Genomic DNA, 21,407 nt, shown 5'->3' with positions numbered 1-21,407 from the left:
CTACCTGGGTTTGCGCGCAGTCACGTGGATATAGCGCCCTAAACTCAAAAAGGGCTCCTGACGACAGTAGCGCCGTTCCATCTCAATAATTTCCTCAACGCTCTTCCCGGCGCCGGGCTGCGGCTTCATGTAGTCACTGAACACGCGGATACCGGCACGCTGCTCGGTGATAAATCCGCACTGCGTCAGCCAGCGCTGTACATCGTCAGGATCGCGGGGGAAATCCGGCGACAGCGTGCGTTTTTTGCGCTTGTTCATGTTGGCGCGCAGATAGCCGAAATTGCCGAGCGTCAGGGTGCGGAACGTCAGGCCGTGCGCGTTATAAAACATCAGCGACAGCACACCACCGGGTTTCAGCGTATGCCACAGCGCCTGCAGCACCGCCAGCGGATCCGCCACCCACTCAAGCACAGCGTGAAACAATACCAGATCCACCGGCTTATCCAAATGTTCGCCAACCTGCTGCGCGCTAATTTGTTTGAATTGCATGTTGTGGCTCACACCTGCGCTGTGCGCATGGGCGGCGGCCAGCTTAAGCATCTCGCCCGACAGGTCGCACAGCAGTACCTGGTGCCCCTGCGCGGCGAGGCCGCTGGAGATCTGACCGACGCCACCACCGGCATCCAGCACCGTCAGCGGGCCGGCGGGCAGCGTCGGCAGAATGGCGTTCAGCTCATCCCAGATGATCGCCTGACGCACCTGGCCTTTACGGGTGCCATAAATATTTTGCGAGAATTTATCCGCCAGATCGTCAAAGTTACGATCCTGCATGGTGATGGCTCCGCTTTGCTGCATTCAACTTGTGCTATTTTGTCACAGGCTCGACAAGAATGAACCTTTCATGCCGCAGTAACTGTCTGGCTGCTGTTTTTTCGGACAAAAGGAGACGTTTTCGATGTTTTTTGCCTTAAAAAAATGGATTGGCGCGATGCTACTGCCTTTGCCATTGCTGTTAACGCTTATGGCGGCAGGACTTTTACTGCTCTGGTTCAGCCGCTGGCAAAAAAGCGGCAAAATCCTTATCTCATTGAGCTGGCTGATGCTGTTACTGCTGAGTCTGCAACCGGTGGCCGATCGGCTGCTGGCCCCGCTGGAAAACCAGTATGCCACGTGGAATGGCAGCGAGCCGGTGGACTATATCGTGGTGCTGGGCGGGGGTTACACCTATAACCGGCAGTGGGCACCAAGCTCCAACCTGCTGAACAACAGCCTGCCGCGCGTGACCGAAGGCGTTCGCCAGTGGCGACGCTATCCTCAGGCCAAAATGATCTTCACCGGTGCCGCTGCGGGCTACAATCCGCGCAGCAACGCCAGCATTGCCGCTGACGTGGCGCGCAGCCTTGGCGTGCCCGACGATGCCATTATTGTGCTGGATCAGCCGCATGACACCGGCGAAGAAGCGCTGGCGGTGAAGCAGACCATCGGGCAGCATCCGTTTCTGCTGGTAACGTCTGCCAACCATCTGCCACGCGCCATGCACTTTTTCCAGAGCGCCGGCCTGAATCCGCTACCGGCACCGGCTAACCAGCTGGCGATCACCTCACCGATCAGCGTCTGGGATCGCACGCTGCCCTCGCCGCTGTGGCTCAGCCATAGCCAGCGCGCGGTGTACGAAACGCTGGGGCTGATCTGGCAGCGGCTGCGCGGCAGTGGCGAACCTTCAGCCGAGCCAGGGGAGTAGCTGCGCGCGGGCATGGTCAAAGCGCGGCCGGTCAAACTGGCCGCTGCTGACCAGCGTGTCAACGCAATCCCACAGCTGATAGAGCCAGCGGCGCCAGACGAAACCGTCATCCACCGGCGCACGCTGTAAATAGTGCTGCAGCAGCGATGCTTCAGCACCGTTTTCCGCCAGGCGCATCAGCTCATACTCACGCGGGGCCCACAAAATGGTGCCCGGCTGGGTCATCGCCACCAGCTGATCGCTGTGCGGGTCTTTCAGCATACTGGCGAGACGCAGATTGCCATGCATTAGCACGCACGGGTCGTCAAAGCCAGCAAACAGCTGCGCCAGCTGTTCGCGACTGCGGAACAGAATCTGACGATCGGCGTGGGTAAATCCGGGGGGCGACAGATAGCCCAGCGTGGACCACAGCACTTCAACCCGCTGGCGATACCATGCCGGCCAGCGATTTTCCTGCACGCTGTCAACACTGCCGACCAGGCCATGGCTGTCAATGCGGTGCCACGCCAGCAGCCCTTCGACAATCTGTTCACACAGCTGCTCCCAGCGCGCTGCCGTGCGCGCCGGCGCTTCGGCCGATACGCCATTTAAGCGCGCCAGCAGCAGCATTTCATGCGCCGGTGGTTGCTGACTCAAAACCAGGCCGTACACCGTGGGCAGCGTAATCAGTCCTTCATGCGCCAGCATGGTGAGTTTTTTCGCTTCGAGCGCGGCGCGTCCCTGATGACGAAAATATTTGGCCACCAGCGGCATCGGCTTGCCGTGGTCATCATAGAGGGCGTAAAGCCGCGATTGTGCCTGTTCGCTGATGGTTTCCAGCCGGCTAACGCCTTCGCCCAGCACCAGCGCCAGTTCTGCACGGAGTTGTTCCATGGAAGAGTCCTCCGGAGTTAACTCATTGCACCATCCTGGAGGTCATGACGGCGCGAAACTTAGCGCCAGATCAAACTTTGCGGCCAGCCGGGTCGCTGGCCAATGACGATTATGCCTGCATCGCTTCTCGCACGCGCAGCAGATCGTCCGGCGTATCCACACCGACGCTCGGCACGGTGGCCGCTACCGCCACGTGGATCTTTTCGCCGTACCACAGCACGCGCAGCTGCTCCAGCAACTCGATCTGCTCCAGCGCACAGGGTTGCCATGCCACATAGCGACGGATGAAACCGGCGCGATAGGCATAAATACCGATGTGGCGCAACAGCGTGTCGCCAATCTGCTCACGCGACTGCGCGTAACGTTCGCGATCCCACGGAATGGTCGCACGTGAAAAATAGAGCGCATAGCCGCTGGCATCGGTGACTACTTTTACCGCGTTGGGATTGAACGCCTCTTCTGCCTCGTGAATCGGTACCGCCAGCGTGGCCATGCCAGCATCCGCCTGGGCCAGATTGTCCGCGACCTGACGCACTATCTCCGCCGGAATCATCGGCTCGTCGCCCTGCACGTTCACGATGATGGTATCGTCAGCAAACTGATACTTTTCAATCACCTCGGCCAGGCGCTCGGTACCAGATTGATGGTCGGCACGCGTCATGCAGACTTCCCCGCCGGCAGCGGTCACTGCCGCCGCCACGTCAGGATGATCGGTGGCCACAATCACCCGCCCGGCACCGGACTCGCGTGCACGCTCCATCACGTGCACCACCATCGGTTTACCGTGAATATCCAGCAGCGGTTTGCCCGGCAGGCGCGTGGAGGCGTAGCGTGCCGGAATAATCGCCACGAAACTCATGGATGAATCTCTTCAACGGACAGAGTGCGCGCTTCTACTTCCAGCAATACCGGAATACCTTCACGCACCGGGAACGCCAGTCCGTCGGGTTTGCAGATCAACTCCTGCTGCTCTTTGTTGTAATACAGTTTTCCGTTGCAGACCGGACAGGCCACAATCTCAAGTAAACGGTGATCCATACTTTTCTCCTTTCAGGACCGATACGTCAGAGGATTAGCATACCATAGCGCAATCAGGGACGGCGCGCCGCCATCGGCTTATATGCTGACGTGCCAGCGCGTGGACCAGGCGGCCCGCAGCGCATCAGGCGCGTTTTCCAGCACCACTTCGCTGGCGCCCTGCCAGGCGGCGAAGCGGTTAATGGCTTTATGCACATCAGCGAGAAACTGCTGGCTCACGCGCACGCCGGGCTCCAGCCAGAAGGCCCGCAGAATCAGGCGCTGCGCCTGGCGCTCCATTTTGGCATCGACGCGCCCTTTCAGTACGCCGCGGTGCAGCAGCGGCAGGACAAAATAGCCGTATTTACGTTTGTGCTCCGGCGTATAGCACTCGATGCGGTAGTCAAAATTGAACAACTCAAGCGCGCGGCGGCGATCCCATACCACCGGATCAAACGGTGACAGCAGCGCGCTGTGCGTGGCGGCCTGCGGCTGTGCCAGCTGCGGCAGCAGCGTATGGTGCAGCCACATCTCGCCCAGTTGCTCAACCTCAACGCGCTGAATCACTCCCTGCTCAGCGGCCTGCGCCAGCCAGAGTGCGATGGGCGCGCGTTTCAGTCGGTAGTAATCGGCCAGCCAGCTGGCGCGGAAAATGCCGAGGCTGCGCGCGCTGTGATCCAGCATCTGCATCACCGCCTCGTTCTCGCTCAGCGCATGCTGCTCGTCGCGCCAGTGCGGCATCACCCGACTACGCAGATCGTAGACACGCTGGAAGTTACGGCGCTCGACAACCATCAGCTCACCAGCGCTAAACAGGTTCTCCAGATGTCGCTTGTGCGGCTTCCACGCCCACCAGCCGGGTTTGGTGTGCTTGTCGCTGGCAAAATCAGCGGCGCGTACCGGACCGGTGGCAGCGATATGTTGCAGCAGATCGGCGATCTCCTGCTGATGCTGATCCACCCATTGCTGATTGTATTTCCAGCCCAGGCGCTGCGGAGCCAGCATGCGGTGACGCAGCAGCGGATAATCTTCAAAAGGGATAAAACAGGCTTCATGCGCCCAGTATTCAAACAGCGCGCCCGCCGCCAGCGTTTGCTCCAGCCACTCAGCAGGAAAAGCGCCCAGCCGGCTGAACAGCACCAGATACGGACTGCGCGCGACCACATTAATGGTATCGATTTGCAGCAGCGACATCTGCCGCACACAGGCGTGAATATCGGCAAAACGCGCCTGACGGCGCGGCGGACGTAGCAGGCCCTGGGCAGAGAGGTGCAGGTTGCGGGCGGTTTGCAGAGAGAGGGAATGCGTGCTGGTCATTACGTCGTCCCTTTGGATGGTTAGCGCGACCGGGCGTCGCGCGCAGCCGTACAGAGTTGCGTCAGATCGGCCAGTAATGCGGCCAGTGGCGCGCCCGCCAGATGCGCATCCACCGGCAGATACCACCAGTTAGCGCGGGCAAAATGGCGGCATTTGACCGCGTCTTTTTCCGTCATCAGCAGGCACTGTGCATCCTGAGTCAGGCTGCGTAACTCTTCTTCGCTATAAGCGTGGTGATCGGCAAAGGCTATCTCTGCCACCGGCTGCACGCCCTGCTGCTGCAGCGTAGTGAAGAAACGCGGCGGATGACCGATGCCGGCCATCGCGACAATTGGCGGCAGCTGCGTCAGCGCAGCCTGTTCGCCGGTCAGCAGATTGACCGCCAGACCCGGCTGCAGCGTCATGGCGATCTCGCCAGTCTGTGCGCTGCCCCCGTTGACTACCACGGCATCAACCTGCTCCAGCCGCGATTCGCGTTCACGCATCGGTCCGGCCGGTAACCACCAGCCGTTGCCAAAGCGACGCACGCCATCCACCACCACGATTTCGCGATCGCGCTCTAACGCATAGTGCTGCAGGCCATCATCCGTCACAATCACATCCAGCGGATGCGCCGCCAGCAGGGCCTCGATTGCCAGCCGGCGTTGCGGTGCCACTGCGACCGGCACCTGGGTGCGCTGGGCGATCAGCACCGGTTCATCACCAGCCTGTTCCGTCGCGCTATCCTGATTGACCAGCAGCGGATAGCGCTCCGCTTTACCACCGTAACCGCGCGACACCACACCCGGACGCAGCCCCTGCTGTTGCAGCGCCTGCACCAGCCAAATCACCAGCGGTGTTTTACCGTTGCCGCCCGCGGTCAGGTTGCCAACGACAATGACCGGACAGGGCGCGCGCCAGCGGGTACGCCAGCCGCGCTGATAGCTCAGGCGAATCAGCCAGGTGATAGCGCCATACAGCAGACTCAGCGGCCACAACAGCAGCCACAGCGGCGAGCGTCCGCTCCAGATACGTTCAATCATTGACCGAACTGCAGTTTGTGCAGCTGCGCGTAAGCGCCTTTCTGCGCCAGCAGCACCTCATGGGTGCCGCGCTCAACGATACGCCCATCCTCGACCACCACGATTTCGTCGGCCTTTTCAATGGTGGAGAGACGGTGCGCAATCACCAGCGACGTGCGGTTCTTCTGCAGCTCGTCCAGCGCCGACTGGATGGCGCGTTCGGATTCGGTATCCAGCGCCGAAGTGGCTTCATCGAGAATCAAAATCGGGCAGTCACGCAGCAGCGCACGGGCAATGGCGATACGCTGACGCTGGCCGCCAGACAGCAGCACGCCGTTTTCACCAATGACCGTATCGAGACCGTTATCCATCTTGTTGATGAAGTCCATGGCGTGCGCCATGGTCGCCGCCTGCTCGATTTGCTCGCGGGTATATTCACCGTTGCGCGCATAAGCGATGTTATTGGCGATGGTGTCGTTGAACAGATGAACATTCTGCGAGACCAGCGCCACCTGATTACGCAGCGATCGCAGGGTGTATTCCCGCAGGTCGTGACCATCCAGCAGAATCTCGCCCTCATTGATATCGTAAAAACGCGTCAGCAGGCTGGCCATGGTGGATTTACCCGAGCCGGAACGGCCCACCAGCGCCACGGTTTTACCCGCGGGCAGCGTGAGATTAATATCACGCAGCGCCGGAATGTCGCGGCCCGGATAGGTAAAGGTTACGTTGCGGAATTCAACATCCCCTTTCGCACGCGTGATTTCGCGCTTGCCGTTGTCGATCTCCTGCTCGCTATCCAGAATAGTGAACAGCGTCTGACAGGCCGCCATGCCGCGCTGGAACTGGGCGTTGACGTTGGTCAGCGATTTCAGCGGGCGCATCAGGGCGATCATCGACGAGAACACCACGGTAATGGTACCGGCAGTCAGGGTATCCATCACGCTCGGGAAGCTGGCGGCATACAGCACAAAAGCCAGCGCCAGCGATGCGATCAGCTGGATCACCGGATCGGAAATCGAAGAGGCCGAGACCAGTTTCATGCCCTGCTGGCGCATTTTATTGCTCACCTGCGAAAAACGCTCAGCTTCCACTTCCTGTCCGCCAAAAATCAGCACTTCTTTATGCCCTTTCAGCATCTGCTCAGCACTGGTGGTCACCTGCCCCATGGTGTTCTGCATATTTTTACTGATGCTGCGGAAACGCTTGGATACGGTGCGGATGGCAAAAGAGACCAGCGGTGCCAGCAGGATCAGAATCAGTGACAGCTGCCAGCTGTAGTAGAACATCATGATGAACAGGCCAATGATCGATGCGCCTTCGCGTACCACCGTCACCAGCGCGCTGGAGGAGGAAGAGGCCACCTGTTCAGAATCGTAGGTAATTCGCGACAGCAGCGTACCGGTAGACTGCTGGTCAAAGAATGCAACCGGCATGCCCATCATGTGGCCGAACAGGCGACGGCGCATGTTCATCACCACATTGCCGGAGACCCATGAGATGCAGTAACTGGAGATATAACTGGTTACGCCGCGGATCAGCATCAGGCCGATGACCGCCAGCGGCATCCACAGCAGAACGGATTTGTCGGCTTTGCCGAAACCATCATCCAGTAAAGGTTTCAACAGGGAGAGCATTAGGGTGTCGCCTGCCGCATTGAGTATCAGCGCCACGGCGGACACAATCAGGCCAGCCTTGTGCGGTGCAATCATCGGCCAGAGTCGGCGAAATGTCTGCCACGTTGAGAGGTCTTTGTCTTGATGCATTATTTATTCACGCTGTTTGAAATAGCCGCTCATTCTACCTGGAATCGCGTTTGACGCCAAACCACTGATGATACCAGCGGGGGATTATTTGCTCTCTTAACCCCTTAATCTGCCAGCGACCCTGCCGTATCGCGATGTGAATCTGGCCTGATTGCGCAGTGTCATACCAGCGATAGCCCTGCTCACGGTAACGCTGGACCACGGCGACGGCGGGCATACGCCAGGCGTTATAGCGCGCCAGCGAAGCCAGCGCCGCCTGCCCGGCAACACTCCGTAACAGTAAAGGGCCGGAGGAGCTCCGGCTGCCATGATGGGGCACCTGGATAACCGTAGATTGTAAGCCGCCCTTTTCCAGGGCGACCAGCTTGCGCTCCGCCTCCAGCTCGATGTCCCCGGTCAGTAACAGGCTGAACTGACCATCATCCACACGCACCACGCAGGAGTCATTATTTTGCCCGGAAGTCTGCGCGCGCGGTGGCCATAGCGCGTGAAAGTGCAAACGCCCCCACTGCCACTGCTGGCCGCGATAGCATGGCAGATGCCCGGGCTCGCCGAGCGCGCTGCGTACCCGCAGACCAGGCTGCGCCTGTTGCAGCGCGGCTAATCCACCACGGTGATCGAGATGCTTGTGGCTCAGGATCACCCCTTGCAGTTGGCGCCCGGTGTAGTGCAGCCAGGGTAACAAAACCCGCCCGCCTGCATTGTCCTCTGCCCAGCCGGGTCCGCTGTCATACAGCATCACCTCATTTCCCTGGCTGATCGCCACCGCCAGACCATGTCCGACATCGATCATGTCAATCTGCCAGTCGTCCTGCTGGGCATTGCTGCGCCAGAACCACAGCGAGAGCAACAGCGCGCAGCAAGGCATCAGCGCCTTCGCGAGCAAGCCGCTGCGCCACAGCGCCAGCCCGGCCCAGAACAGCAGCACCGCCGGCAGCGTATCGCTCCAGCGCCACCAGCCGGCGGGCAGCCACGCCAGCCCCTGCATCACCAGGCTGACCGACAGATCGGCCAGCTGCCATAGCGGAACGGCGATTGCAGGCAGCGGCAACAGCATCGCCAGCAGAATCAGCGGTACGGTAATCAGCGACACCACCGGCACCGCCAACAGGTTGGCCACTAGCGCGCTCAGGCTGAGCCCGTGGAACAGAAAGATCTGAAGCGGCGCCATCAGTATCATCATGCCCAATTGCAGGTGTAGCAGTCGCAGCATGAGCCAGCGACGCGGCTGACGGAAACGTGGCGGCAGAGAAAACCACTGAAACCACAGTATCAGCATCGCCACGGCCAGCGCCGACAGCCAGAAGCTTTCTGACAGCACCGTCAACGGATCAAGCCATAACAAACTCCCTACGCAGAGCGTCCACACCTGCCAGTTGCTCAGCTGCCAGCCAGCTATACGCGTCGCCAGCCACAGCGTTAACGCCAGCATCGCGCGCTGTGCCGGCGGATGACTGCCGGAGATCCAGCAATAGGCTGCCGCTGTTAACCCGCTGATCAGCAGCGGCATCAGATAGCCGATTTGCCTGGCAGGTAACACTAACTGGATGACGCGCGCCAGTAGCCAGCCTACGCTGGCCGCCAGCGCGATATGCATGCCGGAGATGGCCATCAGGTGTGCGGTACCGGTTTCGCGCAGCAAGGCTCGCTGGGCCGGGGTCATCGCGTCACGCACGCCAAAGGCCAGTGCCTGTATTATTGCGGGCTGCGTTAACCCGGTGAAACGCGCCAGATGATGATCGATAAAACGCGTCCGCCAGCTGCAGCGCAGAGACTCAGCCTGCTGGCTGACAATACGCCCCTGCAGCGCGCTGTGGTTAGCAATGGCAAAACGCTGCAGATCAAATTCGCCCTCGTTGAGCCGGGCGTGCACCGCGCGTAGCCGCAGCTGCATCTGCCAGCGCTGTCCCGCACACCAGGCGACCTCATCGCTGACATTACGCAGCGTGACAAACAACGGTGGAAAGACGTAGCGGTCACTTGCCCGGACTATCTGCGCCGTGAGCTGGTTCTTCGCGGGATTCACTGCAGTTATCTGAAGCGTGGCCGCCACCGGTGCCACGGTCAGTTGCTCGAGGGTATCGACCGTCTGACGCGCCTCGATCAGTGCCCAGCTCAACAGCAGCAAGCCCAGTCCGGCGTAGCGCAAAAGCATTACTGACGTACACGCCAGCAACAGTGCGCTTATTAATAGCAGCACAATAGTGCTGTAAGCGGGGATGTGCGGCAGCATACCCAGCGGCAGCGCCGCGAGGAGCATCATTCTGGCTACCACTGTTATTGTCACGCGCACGCCCTCTTCTGTCATTGCCGCGCATTGTGCGCGCTGGCAGAGGCAAAAGCATGCGGCTAAATGTCGATTTCAGAGAGGCATTACGCGCAGTTTATGGTGGTTGCAGGAAATAAACAGCAATATGGAAGCAGGATCGCAAGCCTGAACGCGAGGCAAAAAAAAAACGACACCTGCAGGTGTCGCTTTTATCGTTCGGTAACGGCTTAGCCGTAGATATTTGCACGGTCACGCAATTCTTTGCCTGGCTTGAAGTGGGGAACGTATTTACCTTCCAGTTCCACTTTGTCACCCGTTTTCGGGTTACGACCAGTGCGCGGTGCGCGGTAGTGCAAAGAAAAGCTGCCGAATCCCCGGATTTCAATGCGCTCGCCCTGGGCCAGCGTAGTGGCCATGTGCTCGAGCATCTCTTTGACCGCATCCTCAACGACTTTCGCCGGGATATGAGTATGCTGGCCAGCAAGTCTTTCAATCAGTTCTGACTTGGTCATGTAACCTCCGGTTAATCCCTGTTTGGAAAGGTATGACAGCTTTTACCGAAACCGGACGATTTTCACCGTCCGGTGCTTCGGGTCGATTACTCGCCTTTAGCCGCTTTGAACGCTTCAGCCATTGCGTTAGAGAAGTTGCCATCTTCCTGTTTGGTGTTAACAGTGTTGATAGCTTCTTTCTCGTCAGCCTGGTCTTTAGCACGAACAGACAGGCTCACAACGCGGTTCTTACGGTCAACGCCGGTGAATTTCGCTTCAACGTCGTCGCCTACGCTCAGAACCTGAGTGGCGTCTTCGATGCGGTCCAGAGAAGCTTCAGAAGCGCGCAGGTAACCTTCTACGCCGTCAGCTAATTCTACTGTAGCACCTTTAGCGTCAACTGCAGTGACTTTACCCGTCACGATTGCGCCTTTCTTGTTCAGGGTGATGTAGTTGTTGAATGGATCTTCAGCCAGCTGCTTCACGCCCAGAGAAATACGCTCACGCTCTGCGTCAACCTGCAGTACAACGGCAGCGATTTCGTCGCCTTTCTTGTACTCACGAACGGCTTCTTCGCCAGTCGCGTTCCAGGAGATGTCAGACAGGTGAACCAGACCGTCGATGCCACCGTCCAGGCCGATGAAGATACCGAAGTCAGTGATTGACTTGATTTTACCTTCAACGCGATCGCCTTTGTTGTGGGTCTCTGCGAACTGCTGCCATGGGTTAGATTTGCACTGCTTCAAACCCAGGGAGATACGACGACGCTCTTCGTCGATGTCCAGAACCATAACTTCAACCACATCACCTACGTTGACAACTTTAGATGGGTGGATGTTTTTGTTGGTCCAGTCCATTTCAGACACGTGTACCAGGCCTTCAACGCCTTCTTCGATTTCAACGAAGCAGCCGTAGTCAGTCAGGTTGGTCACGCGACCGGTCAGTTTGGTACCTTCCGGATAACGCTTAGCGATAGCGACCCATGGATCTTCGCCCAGCTGTTTCAGGCCCAGAGATACACGAGTACGCTCGCGGTCGAACTTCAGCACTTTAACAGTGATTTCGTCGCCCACGTTGACGATTTCGCTTGGATGCTTAACGCGCTTCCACGCCATATCGGTGATGTGCAGCAGGCCATCAACGCCACCCAGGTCAACGAATGCGCCGTAGTCAGTGAGGTTCTTAACGATACCTTTGACTTCCATGCCTTCCTGCAGGTTTTCCAGCAGCTGATCGCGCTCAGCGCTGTTTTCAGATTCGATAACCGCGCGGCGAGAAACCACGACGTTGTTACGCTTCTGATCAAGCTTGATTACTTTGAATTCAAGCTCTTTGCCTTCCAGGTGCAGGGTGTCGCGGACCGGACGAACGTCAACCAGTGAACCTGGCAGGAACGCACGAATACCGTTGAGCTCAACTGTGAAGCCACCTTTAACTTTGCCGTTGATAACACCGGTAACAGTTTCAGCGTCTTCGTAAGCTTTTTCCAGCGTGATCCAAGCTTCGTGACGTTTAGCTTTCTCACGGGACAGCAGGGTTTCACCGAAGCCGTCTTCTACTGCATCCAGAGCAACGTCAACTTCGTCGCCCACCTGGATTTCCAGTTCGCCGGCTGCGTTCTTGAACTGTTCTGCAGGGATAGCAGATTCAGATTTCAGACCCGCATCAACCAGCACGACGTCTTTGTCGATAGCAACAACGACGCCACGAACGATGGAACCCGGACGGGTTTCGATTTCTTTCAGGGACTCTTCAAAGAGTTGAGCAAAAGATTCAGTCATATTGATAATCTTAGGATTCTTCAATTTAACGTCCACCTGACGTCATTGTCGGATGGGGTTGTTTCACATGCCCTGCACCGCTTCCCTGGCACAGGGTTACTACAATTCGGTCGCCGAAAAGATTAAATGCCCAGCTTCTGGCGGGCATAATCTAGTGCCTTTTCAATCACTTGCTCAATGGTCATGCTGGTTGAATCCAGCACCAGAGCATCAGCGGCTGGCACTAAAGGCGCGATGGCGCGGTTACGATCGCGGTCGTCGCGTTCCTTTATCTCGGATAAAAGGCGATCAAAGTTAACACTAAAGCCCTTTTCCTGCAACTGTAGCATACGGCGATGCGCACGCTCTTCGGAGCTGGCATCGAGGAAAATTTTAACGGGCGCGTCCGGGAAAACCACGGTGCCCATATCACGTCCATCGGCGATTAAACCCGGCTCCTCGCGGAAAGCACGCTGTCGGCGCAGCAAGGCTTCACGCACGCGCGGAAATGCCGCCACGCGCGACGCCGTATTGCTCACTTCCTGGGTGCGGATTTCGCCGGTGACATCCTCACCTTCAAGCACTACCTGCATTTCACCGTCTACCGACAGAAAACGCACGTCAAGGTGCGCCGCCATGGGCACCAGCGCTTCTTCCGACTCGATATCCACCTGATGATGCAGCGCGGCCAGAGCCAGTACGCGATAAATAGCCCCTGAATCCAGCAGGTGCCACTGCAACGACTCCGCCATCGCTTTACATAAAGTCCCTTTACCCGCGCCGCTTGGGCCATCAATGGTAATTACCGGGGCGATTGCCGTCATTGTTCTCTCCTGTTGCTGCGTGCTGATGATCAGCCTTCTTGGCTGTCTGGATTGCGCGGCATTATACGCTGCCCGCGTCCGCTTGGTTACCCTTTAGCGTAGACAGCGCCAGAAATTTCGACAGTTTCAGAACAATTTCCCGCCAGTGAGGCCAGCAGAGGGTTCAGAAGCCCGGCACAGCGGTACCGGGCGGGCGGATTAGGATGCGTGGCTGATTTTTGCCAGCTGCTGGAAGTAATCCGGGAAGGTTTTTGCCGTACAGCCGGGATCGAGAATGGTTACCGGCGTGTCGGACAGCGCAACCAGCGAGAAACACATCGCCATGCGGTGATCGTTGTACGTGCCGATATCGGCGTGCTGTAACTGCGCAGGCGGTGTGACGCGAATAAAATCGTGCCCCTCTTCCACTTCCGCACCAACTTTACGCAACTCGGTCGCCATGGCCGCCAGGCGATCGGTCTCCTTTACGCGCCAGTTATAGATGTTGCGCATCAGCGTGGTGCCCTCAGCAAACAGCGCGGTGGTAGCGATCGTCATCGCCGCATCCGGGATATGGTTCATGTCCATATCAATGGCGTTCAGCGCACCGCGCGTGCAGGCAATATAATCGTCGCCCCACTCAATCACCGCTCCCATCTTCTCCAGCACATCGGCAAAACGGATGTCGCCCTGCACACTGTTGCGGCCAATGCCGGTAACGCGCACCGTGCCGCCTCTGATTGCCGCAGCGGCAAGGAAATAGGACGCTGACGACGCATCGCCTTCCACCAGATAATAACCCGGCGACTGATACTGCTGCTGACCTTTCACCACAAAGCGCTGATAGTGCTGATTATCAACGTCCACGCCAAAGCAACGCATCAGGTGCAGAGTGATATCAATGTAGGGTTTGGAAACCAGCTCGCCTTTGATGGTGATCGTGGTGTCGTTCTGTGCCAGCGGCGCGGTCATCAGCAGCGCCGTCAGGAACTGGCTGGAAACGCTGCCATCGACACTGACTTCGCCGCCGGTAAATCCGCCGTTCAAACGCAGCGGCGGATAATCGGTCTGTTCGAGGTAATCAATGCGCGCGCCGCCCTGCCGTAATGCATCGACCAGATGGCCGATCGGACGCTCTTTCATGCGCGGTTCGCCGGTCAGCACCACCGACTGCTCGCCGAGGCACAGTGCGGCCGCCAGCGGACGCATCGCGGTTCCGGCATTGCCCAGGAACAATTCCAGCGGCTGTTCGGCACGCAGCGGTCCACCATTGCCGACCACTTCACACACGGTGCGATCGGCTGACAGGGTATAGCTGACGCCCAGCGCCTGCAGCGCATTAAGCATGTGTTTAACATCATCGCTGTCGAGCAGGTTGGTCAGGCGCGTGGTGCCGTTCGCCAGCGCGGCCAGTAACAGGGCGCGGTTTGATACGCTTTTTGAGCCCGGTAAGTTTACCGTGCCGTCAACGCGGGCAATCGGCTGTAAAGTCAGGGAGTCCTGCATGTGAAACCAAATCTCCAGAAATACGAGACCCTGTCCAGTGACAGGGTCTGATGCCAGCCGGGCAGGCTGGCACTAAAGTAGATAATTAACCGTGACGACGTTCGAAGTCGACCATGAATTCGGTCAGCGCTTTAACGCCTTCCAGCGGCATCGCATTGTAGATCGAGGCACGCATACCGCCAACCACACGGTGCCCCTTCAGCGCATGCAGGCCCGCCTTCAGTGATTCTTCAAGGAACACCTTATCCAGCGCAGCATCGGCCAGCTGGAAAGGCACGTTCATCCGGGAACGGTTTTCACTGGCGACGTCGTTACGGTAGAAGCTGCTGCTATCAATCACGCCGTACAGCAGATCGGCTTTCGCCTGATTAACCTTGTCCATCTCCGCTACACCGCCCTTCTCTTTCAGCCATTTGAACACCAGGCCGGAGAGATACCAGGCAAACGTCGGCGGCGTGTTAAACATCGAATCGTTTTCGGCCAGCACTTTGTAGTCGAGAATGGAGGGCACCCAGCGCTGCGCTTTGCCCAGCAGGTCATCACGCACTACCACCAGCGTCAGGCCAGCGGGACCGATGTTCTTCTGCGCGCCGGCATAAATCACGCCGTAGCGGCTGATGTCGAGCGGGCGGGACAGGATGGTCGAAGAGAGATCGGCCACCACCACTTTATCGCCGAAGTCTGGCTCTTCATCGATGGCAATCCCGTCGATGGTTTCATTCGGACAGAAATGCACATAAGCCGCATCATCGCTGAGCTGCCATTCACGCATCGGTAACAGTGCGCGTTTACCCTCACGGGTGGTTTTGATGTCAATGGCGTTCGGCGAGCAGAATTTTTCTGATTCTTTAATAGCACTGTGCGCCCAGTAGCCGCCGTCGATGTAATCCGCGCGGCTGGCATCGCCCAGCAGATTGCCCGGGATTGCCGCGAACTGCGCACGCGCGCCGCCATGGCAGAATAATACTTTGTAGTTGGCCGGGATTTTCAGCAGATCGCGAAAATCCTGCTCCGCCGCTTCCGCGACTTCAATAAACTCTTTGCTGCGGTGACTGATTTCCATCACCGAGGTGCCTAAGCCATGCCAGTTTGTCAGTTCTTGTTCTGCACGACGAAGCACTTCCACCGGTAGCATTGCCGGTCCGGAGCTAAAATTATAAACCTGCGCCATTTCCCCTCACCATTGTCATATCGAACGGTTATGAATACCCCATCGGTTTTATCATTGCCTCCGGATGGCTGCAATCATTTATCCGGCAGCGATCACATTTCCAGAGGCCGCTCCACCGCAGCTTATGTCACAAATGTAATAAGCCACGGAATTTTGTGAGGCAGCCCGGTGAAGTAAAATCAGACAGCTGCCAGAGTGCGAAAAAGCCGTAACAATGCGTTGAGAAATTTGGCGGAGCAATAGCGAAGCAGGCGCAAAACCCGTATTATTGCGCGCTTTACGCCCAACCATCGACTTGAGAGAGCGCCACCATGACGCAAACGTTTATTCCAGGTAAAGACGCCGCACTGGAAGACTCCATCGCACGCTTCCAGCAGAAACTGCAGGATCTGGGTTTCAACATTGAAGAAGCTTCCTGGCTGAACCCGGTGCCGCACGTCTGGTCAGTGCACATTCGCGACCGCGACTGCCCGCTCTGTTTTACTAACGGTAAAGGCGCCAGTAAAAAAGCGGCGCTGGCCTCAGCGCTGGGCGAATATTTTGAGCGCCTCTCAACCAACTACTTCTTTGCCGATTTCTGGCTGGGCGAAACCATCGCTAACGGCGACTTCGTGCACTACCCGAACGAGAAATGGTTCCCGCTGACCGACGATGACAGCCTGCCGGAAGGCATTCTGGATGCGCGCCTGCGTAAGTTTTACGATCCGGAACAGAGCCTGAGCGCGTCCGGTCTGGTGGATCTGCAGTCTGGTAATGCCGATCGCGGTATCTGCGGCCTGCCATTTACCCGCCAGTCCGATCAGCAAACTGTTTACATTCCGATGAACATCATCGGCAACCTGTATGTGTCTAACGGCATGTCCGCTGGCAACACCCCCAATGAAGCGCGCGTACAGGGCTTATCCGAAGTGTTTGAGCGCCATATTAAAAACCGCATTATCGCGGAATCCATCAGCCTGCCGGAAATTCCTGAAGCGGTGATGCAGCGCTATCCTGACGTGGTAGAGGCCATCAATCGTCTTGAAGCGGAAGGTTTCCCGATTTTCTCCTATGACGCTTCGCTGGGCGGCAACTATCCGGTGATCTGTGTGGTGCTGTTCAACCCGGCTAACGGCACCTGCTTTGCCTCTTTTGGTGCCCATCCGGACTTTGGTGTCGCGCTGGAACGTACCGTCACCGAACTGCTGCAGGGCCGCGGCCTGAAAGATCTCGACGTGTTTACCCCGCCCACCTTCGATGATGAAGAAGTGGCTGAACACGCTAACCTTGAAACCCACTTCATTGATTCCAGCGGTCTGATCTCCTGGGATATGTTCAAAGACGATGCCGACTATCCCTTTGTCGACTGGAGCTTTGCCGGCACCACCCATGAAGAGTTCGATACGCTGATGGCGATCTTCCGTGCGGAAGATAAAGAAGTGTATATCGCCGACTACGAACATCTGGGCGTTTACGCCTGCCGCATTATCGTACCGGGCATGTCTGATATTTACCCTGCAGAAGATCTGCTGCTGGCGAATAACAACATGGGTGCATCGCTGCGTGAAACGCTGTTGTCCCTGCCGGCAACCCAGTGGCAACCTGAAGAGTATCTGGCTCTGATCGAACAGCTGGATGAAGAAGGTCATGATGACTTCACTCGCGTGCGTGAACTGCTGGGGCTGGCGACCGGCAAAGACAACGGCTGGTTCACGCTGCGTATTGGTGAGCTGAAAGCGATGCTGGCGCTGGCCGGTGGAGATCTGGATCAGGCGCTGATCTGGACGGAATGGACCATGGAATTCAACCAGTCGATCTTCAGCCCTGAGCGTGCCAACTACTATCGCTGCCTGCAGACTCTGCTGCTGCTGGCGATGGAAGAAGATCGCGATCCACTGCAGTATCATCGCGCCTTTGTGCGCATGTATGGCGAAGCCGCCGTCGACGCCGCTTCGGCTGCCATCAGCGGTGAGGCACCGTTCTACGGTCTGCAGGTGGTTGACCGCGATCTGCACGCGTTCCCGGCGCATCAGGCACTGCTGGCCGCGTATGAGAAATTACAGGCGGCAAAACGTCGTTACTGGTCTGCGAAATAAATCGGCGCATTTTTTCTGTGACCAATTAGCCTGAAAATTAACGGGCACTGGCAGTATCCAGTGCCCTTTTTTTATGCCGCTGAAAATTCATCGGGCGCAGAAAATAATAAATAACAATTCACTATCATTGATAAACAGCATTTAACAAAATAGCCCTTAAGCCAGCCGCACCTTCAACTTATTTTGCATAAATTAAAAATTATTTATTTAATAATTTTCAATGCCTTAATTGATTTTTTGCTCGTTTTGCGGCTTTGCTTAACCCTGCCGTTTCGGCAAATATGATCCACATCAACTCCTGACCTATACTCCTTTGTTAGTATCTTTACAGACAATTTCTGGAGAGCGTTAGTGTGAAAGCTGACAACCCTTTTAATTCATTATTACCGGCGGCGATGGCAAAAGTCGCAGAAGATGCCGGTGTCTATAAAGCGACGAAACATCCCTTAACCACCTTCTTTCTGGCTATCACTGCTGGCGTCTTTATTTCCATTGCCTTTGTGTTTTATATCACCGCCACCACCGGCAGCGGCACTATGCCGTACGGCATGGCCAAATTGATCGGTGGCATCTGCTTCTCACTGGGTTTAATGCTGGTTGTGGTCTGCGGCGCTGATTTGTTTACTTCAACGGTGCTGATTGTGGTGGCTAAAGCCAGCGGACGCATTACCTGGCTGCAACTGGGTCGTCACTGGCTCAATGTCTACGTTGGCAACCTGTGCGGCGCGCTGTTTTTTGTGGCGCTGATTTGGCTGGCCGGTGAGCATATGGTTGCTAATGGCGCATGGGGATTGAATGTCTTACAAACCGCCGACCACAAAATGCATCATACGTTTATCGAAGCGGTAAGCCTCGGTACACTGGCTAACCTGATGGTGTGTCTGGCGGTGTGGATGAGCTACTCCGGCCGCAGCCTGCTCGACAAAATGGTAGCGATGATTTTACCGGTTGCGATGTTCGTAGCCAGCGGCTTTGAGCACAGCATCGCCAATATGTTCCTGATCCCGATGGCCATCATGATTCGCGATTTTGCCAGCCCGGAATTCTGGCAGATGACCGGTGCCAGCGCGGCGCAATTTCCTGCACTGGGCATTGGCGATTTTATTGTTAATAACCTGATTCCCGTAACCATCGGCAACATCATTGGCGGCGGTCTGTTAGTCGGGTTGACCTATTGGGTTATCTATCTGCGCGACGGTGAGTCCGCGCACTGAGTCATTAAGTACGGGCGTGCTGAGCAGCGCGCCATACGTTACAGTCTCCCTAAATAAGGCAGGTATATCATGTCCGAACTGAATGAAAAAATGGCGTCAGCCTGGGAAGGATTTAGCGCCGGTGAATGGCAGAACAGCGTCAACGTCCGTGACTTCATCCAAAAAAACTACACGCCGTATGAAGGTGACGAAACATTCCTCGCCGGCGCGACGCCAGCCACCACCAAACTGTGGGACAGCGTGCTGGAAGGCATCAAAATTGAAAACCGTACCCATGCACCGGTTGATTTCGACACTGATTTAGCGTCTACCATCACCTCACACGATGCGGGCTATATTAACAAATCGCTGGAAACCATCGTTGGTCTGCAGACTGAAGCCCCGCTGAAACGCGCCATTATCCCGTTTGGCGGCATCAAAATGGTGGAAGGCTCCTGTAAAGTTTACGGCCGCGAGCTGGACCCGGCGCTGAAGAAAGTTTTCACCGATTACCGCAAAACCCACAACCAGGGCGTGTTTGACGTTTACACCCCGGATATCCTGCGCTGCCGTAAATCCGGCGTGCTGACCGGTCTGCCAGATGCGTATGGCCGCGGTCGTATTATCGGTGACTACCGTCGCGTCGCGCTGTACGGCATCGACTTCCTGATGAAAGACAAAGTGGCTCAGTTCAACTCACTGCAGAGTGACATGGAAAATGGCGTTGATCTCGAAGCCACCATTCGCCTGCGTGAAGAGATTTCTGAACAGCACCGCGCACTGGGCCAGATCAAAGAGATGGCCGCCAAATATGGCTTTGATATCTCTCTGCCAGCCACCACCGCGCAGGAAGCAGTACAGTGGACCTACTTCGGTTACCTCGCAGCAGTGAAATCACAGAACGGTGCCGCGATGTCATTTGGTCGCGTGTCCACCTTCCTCGACGTTTACATCGAGCGCGATATCAAAGCCGGTAAACTGAGCGAAGAGCAGGCGCAGGAACTGATTGACCATCTGGTGATGAAACTGCGTATGGTGCGCTTCCTGCGTACGCCGGAATACGATGAGCTGTTCTCTGGCGACCCAATCTGGGCCACTGAATCACTGGCTGGTATGGGCGTTGACGGTCGTACGCTGGTGACGAAAAGCACCTTCCGCTTCCTGAACACGCTGTACACCATGGGTCCATCACCGGAACCAAACATGACCATCCTGTGGTCTGAGAAGCTGCCGGTTAACTTCAAAAAGTATGCGGCAAAAGTCTCCATCGACACCTCATCGCTGCAGTATGAGAACGATGACCTGATGCGTCCGGACTTTGACAATGATGACTACGCCATCGCCTGCTGCGTGAGCCCGATGATTGTCGGTAAACAAATGCAGTTCTTCGGCGCACGTGCCAACCTGGCTAAAACACTGCTGTACGCAATCAACGGCGGTGTGGATGAGAAGCTGAAAATGCAGGTCGGCCCGAAAGAAGCGCCAATCACTGATGATGTGCTGGATTATGACACCGTAATGGCGCGCCTGGACCACTTCATGGACTGGCTGGCAAAACAGTACGTCACGTCACTCAACATCATCCACTACATGCATGATAAGTACAGTTATGAAGCCGCGCTGATGGCACTGCACGACCGTGACGTTTATCGTACCATGGCGTGTGGTATCGCAGGCCTGTCTGTCGCCGCGGACTCACTTTCAGCGATTAAATATGCCAAAGTGAAACCGGTCCGTGACGCCGATGGTCTGGCAGTGGACTTCGAAATTGAAGGTGAATATCCGCAGTTCGGTAACAACGACCCGCGCGTGGATGATCTGGCCTGTGACCTGGTTGAACGTTTCATGAAGAAAATTCAGAAACTGCAGACCTACCGTAATGCGGTGCCAACGCAGTCGGTACTGACCATCACCTCCAACGTGGTATACGGTAAGAAAACCGGTAACACCCCGGATGGTCGTCGCTCCGGTGCGCCATTTGGACCAGGTGCCAACCCAATGCATGGCCGTGACCAGAAAGGTGCTGTCGCTTCACTGACTTCCGTGGCCAAACTGCCATTTGCCTACGCCAAAGACGGTATCTCTTATACCTTCTCTATCGTACCGAATGCGCTGGGCAAAGATGATAACGTGCGTAAAACCAACCTCGCTGGACTGATGGATGGTTACTTCCATCACGAAGCCAGTATCGAGGGCGGCCAGCACCTGAACGTTAACGTCATGAACCGTGAAATGCTGCTGGATGCCATGGAGCACCCTGAGAAATATCCACAGCTGACCATTCGCGTTTCCGGTTATGCCGTACGTTTCAACTCGCTGACGAAAGAGCAGCAGCAGGATGTGATTACCCGTACCTTTACTCAGTCGCTGTAATCCTTCTCACTGTAATCGAAAGGCTCCTGCGGGAGCCTTTTCTCCACAAGCCTGTTTTGCCAGTCTGCTTTTGCAGGCAGTCTGGCAAAACCGACTTACATCCCCAGAGCA

General features: G+C 56.8%; 17 protein-coding genes. 4 read left to right on the top strand and 13 right to left on the bottom strand.

Translation table 11 applies throughout. The features are described from left to right. A complete protein-coding gene (gene cmoM / locus F3J36_RS00530) occupies positions 1-771 on the bottom strand; it encodes a tRNA uridine 5-oxyacetic acid(34) methyltransferase CmoM (protein WP_058769552.1) in 771 nt (256 codons plus the stop codon). Between the two features lie 124 nt (positions 772-895). Between cmoM and elyC the strand changes: the two genes are divergently transcribed. Continuing rightward, positions 896-1,681 carry an envelope biogenesis factor ElyC gene (elyC, locus tag F3J36_RS00525; protein ID WP_088516425.1) on the top strand — a complete coding sequence of 262 codons (786 nt, stop codon included), beginning with the start codon at positions 896-898 and terminating at the stop codon, positions 1,679-1,681. Here the strand turns inward: elyC and F3J36_RS00520 are convergent. The 12 genes from F3J36_RS00520 to serC form a co-directional block, all read right to left on the bottom strand. Next, entirely contained in the window at positions 1,661-2,554 is an 894-nt protein-coding gene (locus F3J36_RS00520; RefSeq protein WP_021508339.1) for a YcbJ family phosphotransferase, read from the bottom strand. The two genes, elyC and F3J36_RS00520, sit on opposite strands and share 21 nt — an antisense overlap. A 109-nt stretch (positions 2,555-2,663) precedes the next feature. After that, the gene (gene kdsB, locus F3J36_RS00515; RefSeq protein WP_166718640.1) at positions 2,664-3,413 is read right to left on the bottom strand and encodes a 3-deoxy-manno-octulosonate cytidylyltransferase; all 750 of its coding nucleotides are present in this window, start codon (positions 3,411-3,413) and stop codon (positions 2,664-2,666) included. Beyond that, positions 3,410-3,592, bottom strand: a complete 183-nt coding sequence (locus tag F3J36_RS00510; protein WP_166718639.1) for a Trm112 family protein — start codon at positions 3,590-3,592, stop codon at positions 3,410-3,412. Before F3J36_RS00510 ends, kdsB begins: the two co-directional genes overlap by 4 nt. A 78-nt stretch (positions 3,593-3,670) precedes the next feature. After that, entirely contained in the window at positions 3,671-4,888 is a 1,218-nt protein-coding gene (locus F3J36_RS00505) for a winged helix-turn-helix domain-containing protein (RefSeq protein WP_166718638.1), read from the bottom strand. Positions 4,889-4,908: 20 nt separating this feature from the next. Beyond that, on the bottom strand, positions 4,909-5,910 hold the full coding sequence (gene lpxK, locus F3J36_RS00500; protein ID WP_166718637.1) for a tetraacyldisaccharide 4'-kinase: 1,002 nt from the start codon (positions 5,908-5,910) through the stop codon (positions 4,909-4,911). Continuing rightward, positions 5,907-7,655: a lipid A ABC transporter ATP-binding protein/permease MsbA gene (gene msbA / locus F3J36_RS00495; RefSeq protein ID WP_021508343.1), complete on the bottom strand. Its 1,749-nt coding sequence runs from the start codon at positions 7,653-7,655 to the stop codon at positions 5,907-5,909. The genes lpxK and msbA overlap by 4 nt, the downstream gene beginning before the upstream one ends. 34 nt (positions 7,656-7,689) lie before the next feature. After that, positions 7,690-9,918, bottom strand: a complete 2,229-nt coding sequence (locus tag F3J36_RS00490) for a DNA internalization-related competence protein ComEC/Rec2 (protein WP_247653119.1) — start codon at positions 9,916-9,918, stop codon at positions 7,690-7,692. Positions 9,919-10,151: 233 nt separating this feature from the next. After that, positions 10,152-10,436 (bottom strand): integration host factor subunit beta, encoded by a 285-nt coding sequence (gene ihfB, locus F3J36_RS00485; protein ID WP_010618275.1) that lies wholly within the window; start codon positions 10,434-10,436, stop codon positions 10,152-10,154. Between the two features lie 86 nt (positions 10,437-10,522). Further along, positions 10,523-12,196 carry a 30S ribosomal protein S1 gene (rpsA, locus tag F3J36_RS00480; protein WP_021508345.1) on the bottom strand — a complete coding sequence of 558 codons (1,674 nt, stop codon included), beginning with the start codon at positions 12,194-12,196 and terminating at the stop codon, positions 10,523-10,525. Positions 12,197-12,318: 122 nt separating this feature from the next. Next, positions 12,319-12,999: a (d)CMP kinase gene (gene cmk / locus F3J36_RS00475; protein WP_021508346.1), complete on the bottom strand. Its 681-nt coding sequence runs from the start codon at positions 12,997-12,999 to the stop codon at positions 12,319-12,321. A 198-nt stretch (positions 13,000-13,197) separates the two neighbouring features. Continuing rightward, positions 13,198-14,484, bottom strand: a complete 1,287-nt coding sequence (aroA, locus tag F3J36_RS00470; RefSeq protein ID WP_166718635.1) for a 3-phosphoshikimate 1-carboxyvinyltransferase — start codon at positions 14,482-14,484, stop codon at positions 13,198-13,200. 85 nt (positions 14,485-14,569) lie between these two features. Next, on the bottom strand, positions 14,570-15,655 hold the full coding sequence (serC, locus tag F3J36_RS00465; RefSeq protein ID WP_166718634.1) for a 3-phosphoserine/phosphohydroxythreonine transaminase: 1,086 nt from the start codon (positions 15,653-15,655) through the stop codon (positions 14,570-14,572). A gap of 311 nt (positions 15,656-15,966) precedes the next feature. Here serC and ycaO point away from each other — a divergent pair, with 311 nt between their 5' ends. The 3 genes from ycaO (at position 15,967) to pflB (ending at position 21,296) form a co-directional block, all read left to right on the top strand. Continuing rightward, positions 15,967-17,730 carry a 30S ribosomal protein S12 methylthiotransferase accessory factor YcaO gene (ycaO, locus tag F3J36_RS00460; protein ID WP_166718633.1) on the top strand — a complete coding sequence of 588 codons (1,764 nt, stop codon included), beginning with the start codon at positions 15,967-15,969 and terminating at the stop codon, positions 17,728-17,730. A gap of 353 nt (positions 17,731-18,083) precedes the next feature. Continuing rightward, a complete protein-coding gene (focA, locus tag F3J36_RS00455; protein ID WP_021508350.1) occupies positions 18,084-18,944 on the top strand; it encodes a formate transporter FocA in 861 nt (286 codons plus the stop codon). 69 nt (positions 18,945-19,013) lie between these two features. After that, positions 19,014-21,296: a formate C-acetyltransferase gene (gene pflB, locus F3J36_RS00450; RefSeq protein ID WP_166718632.1), complete on the top strand. Its 2,283-nt coding sequence runs from the start codon at positions 19,014-19,016 to the stop codon at positions 21,294-21,296. The last annotated feature ends 111 nt before the right edge of the window (positions 21,297-21,407 follow it).

This window comes from Pantoea sp. Cy-640 (genome assembly GCF_011752635.1).
GTDB classification, from domain to species: Bacteria; Pseudomonadota; Gammaproteobacteria; order Enterobacterales; family Enterobacteriaceae; genus Pantoea; species Pantoea dispersa.
This window is presented reverse-complemented; position numbering and strand designations above follow the sequence as displayed.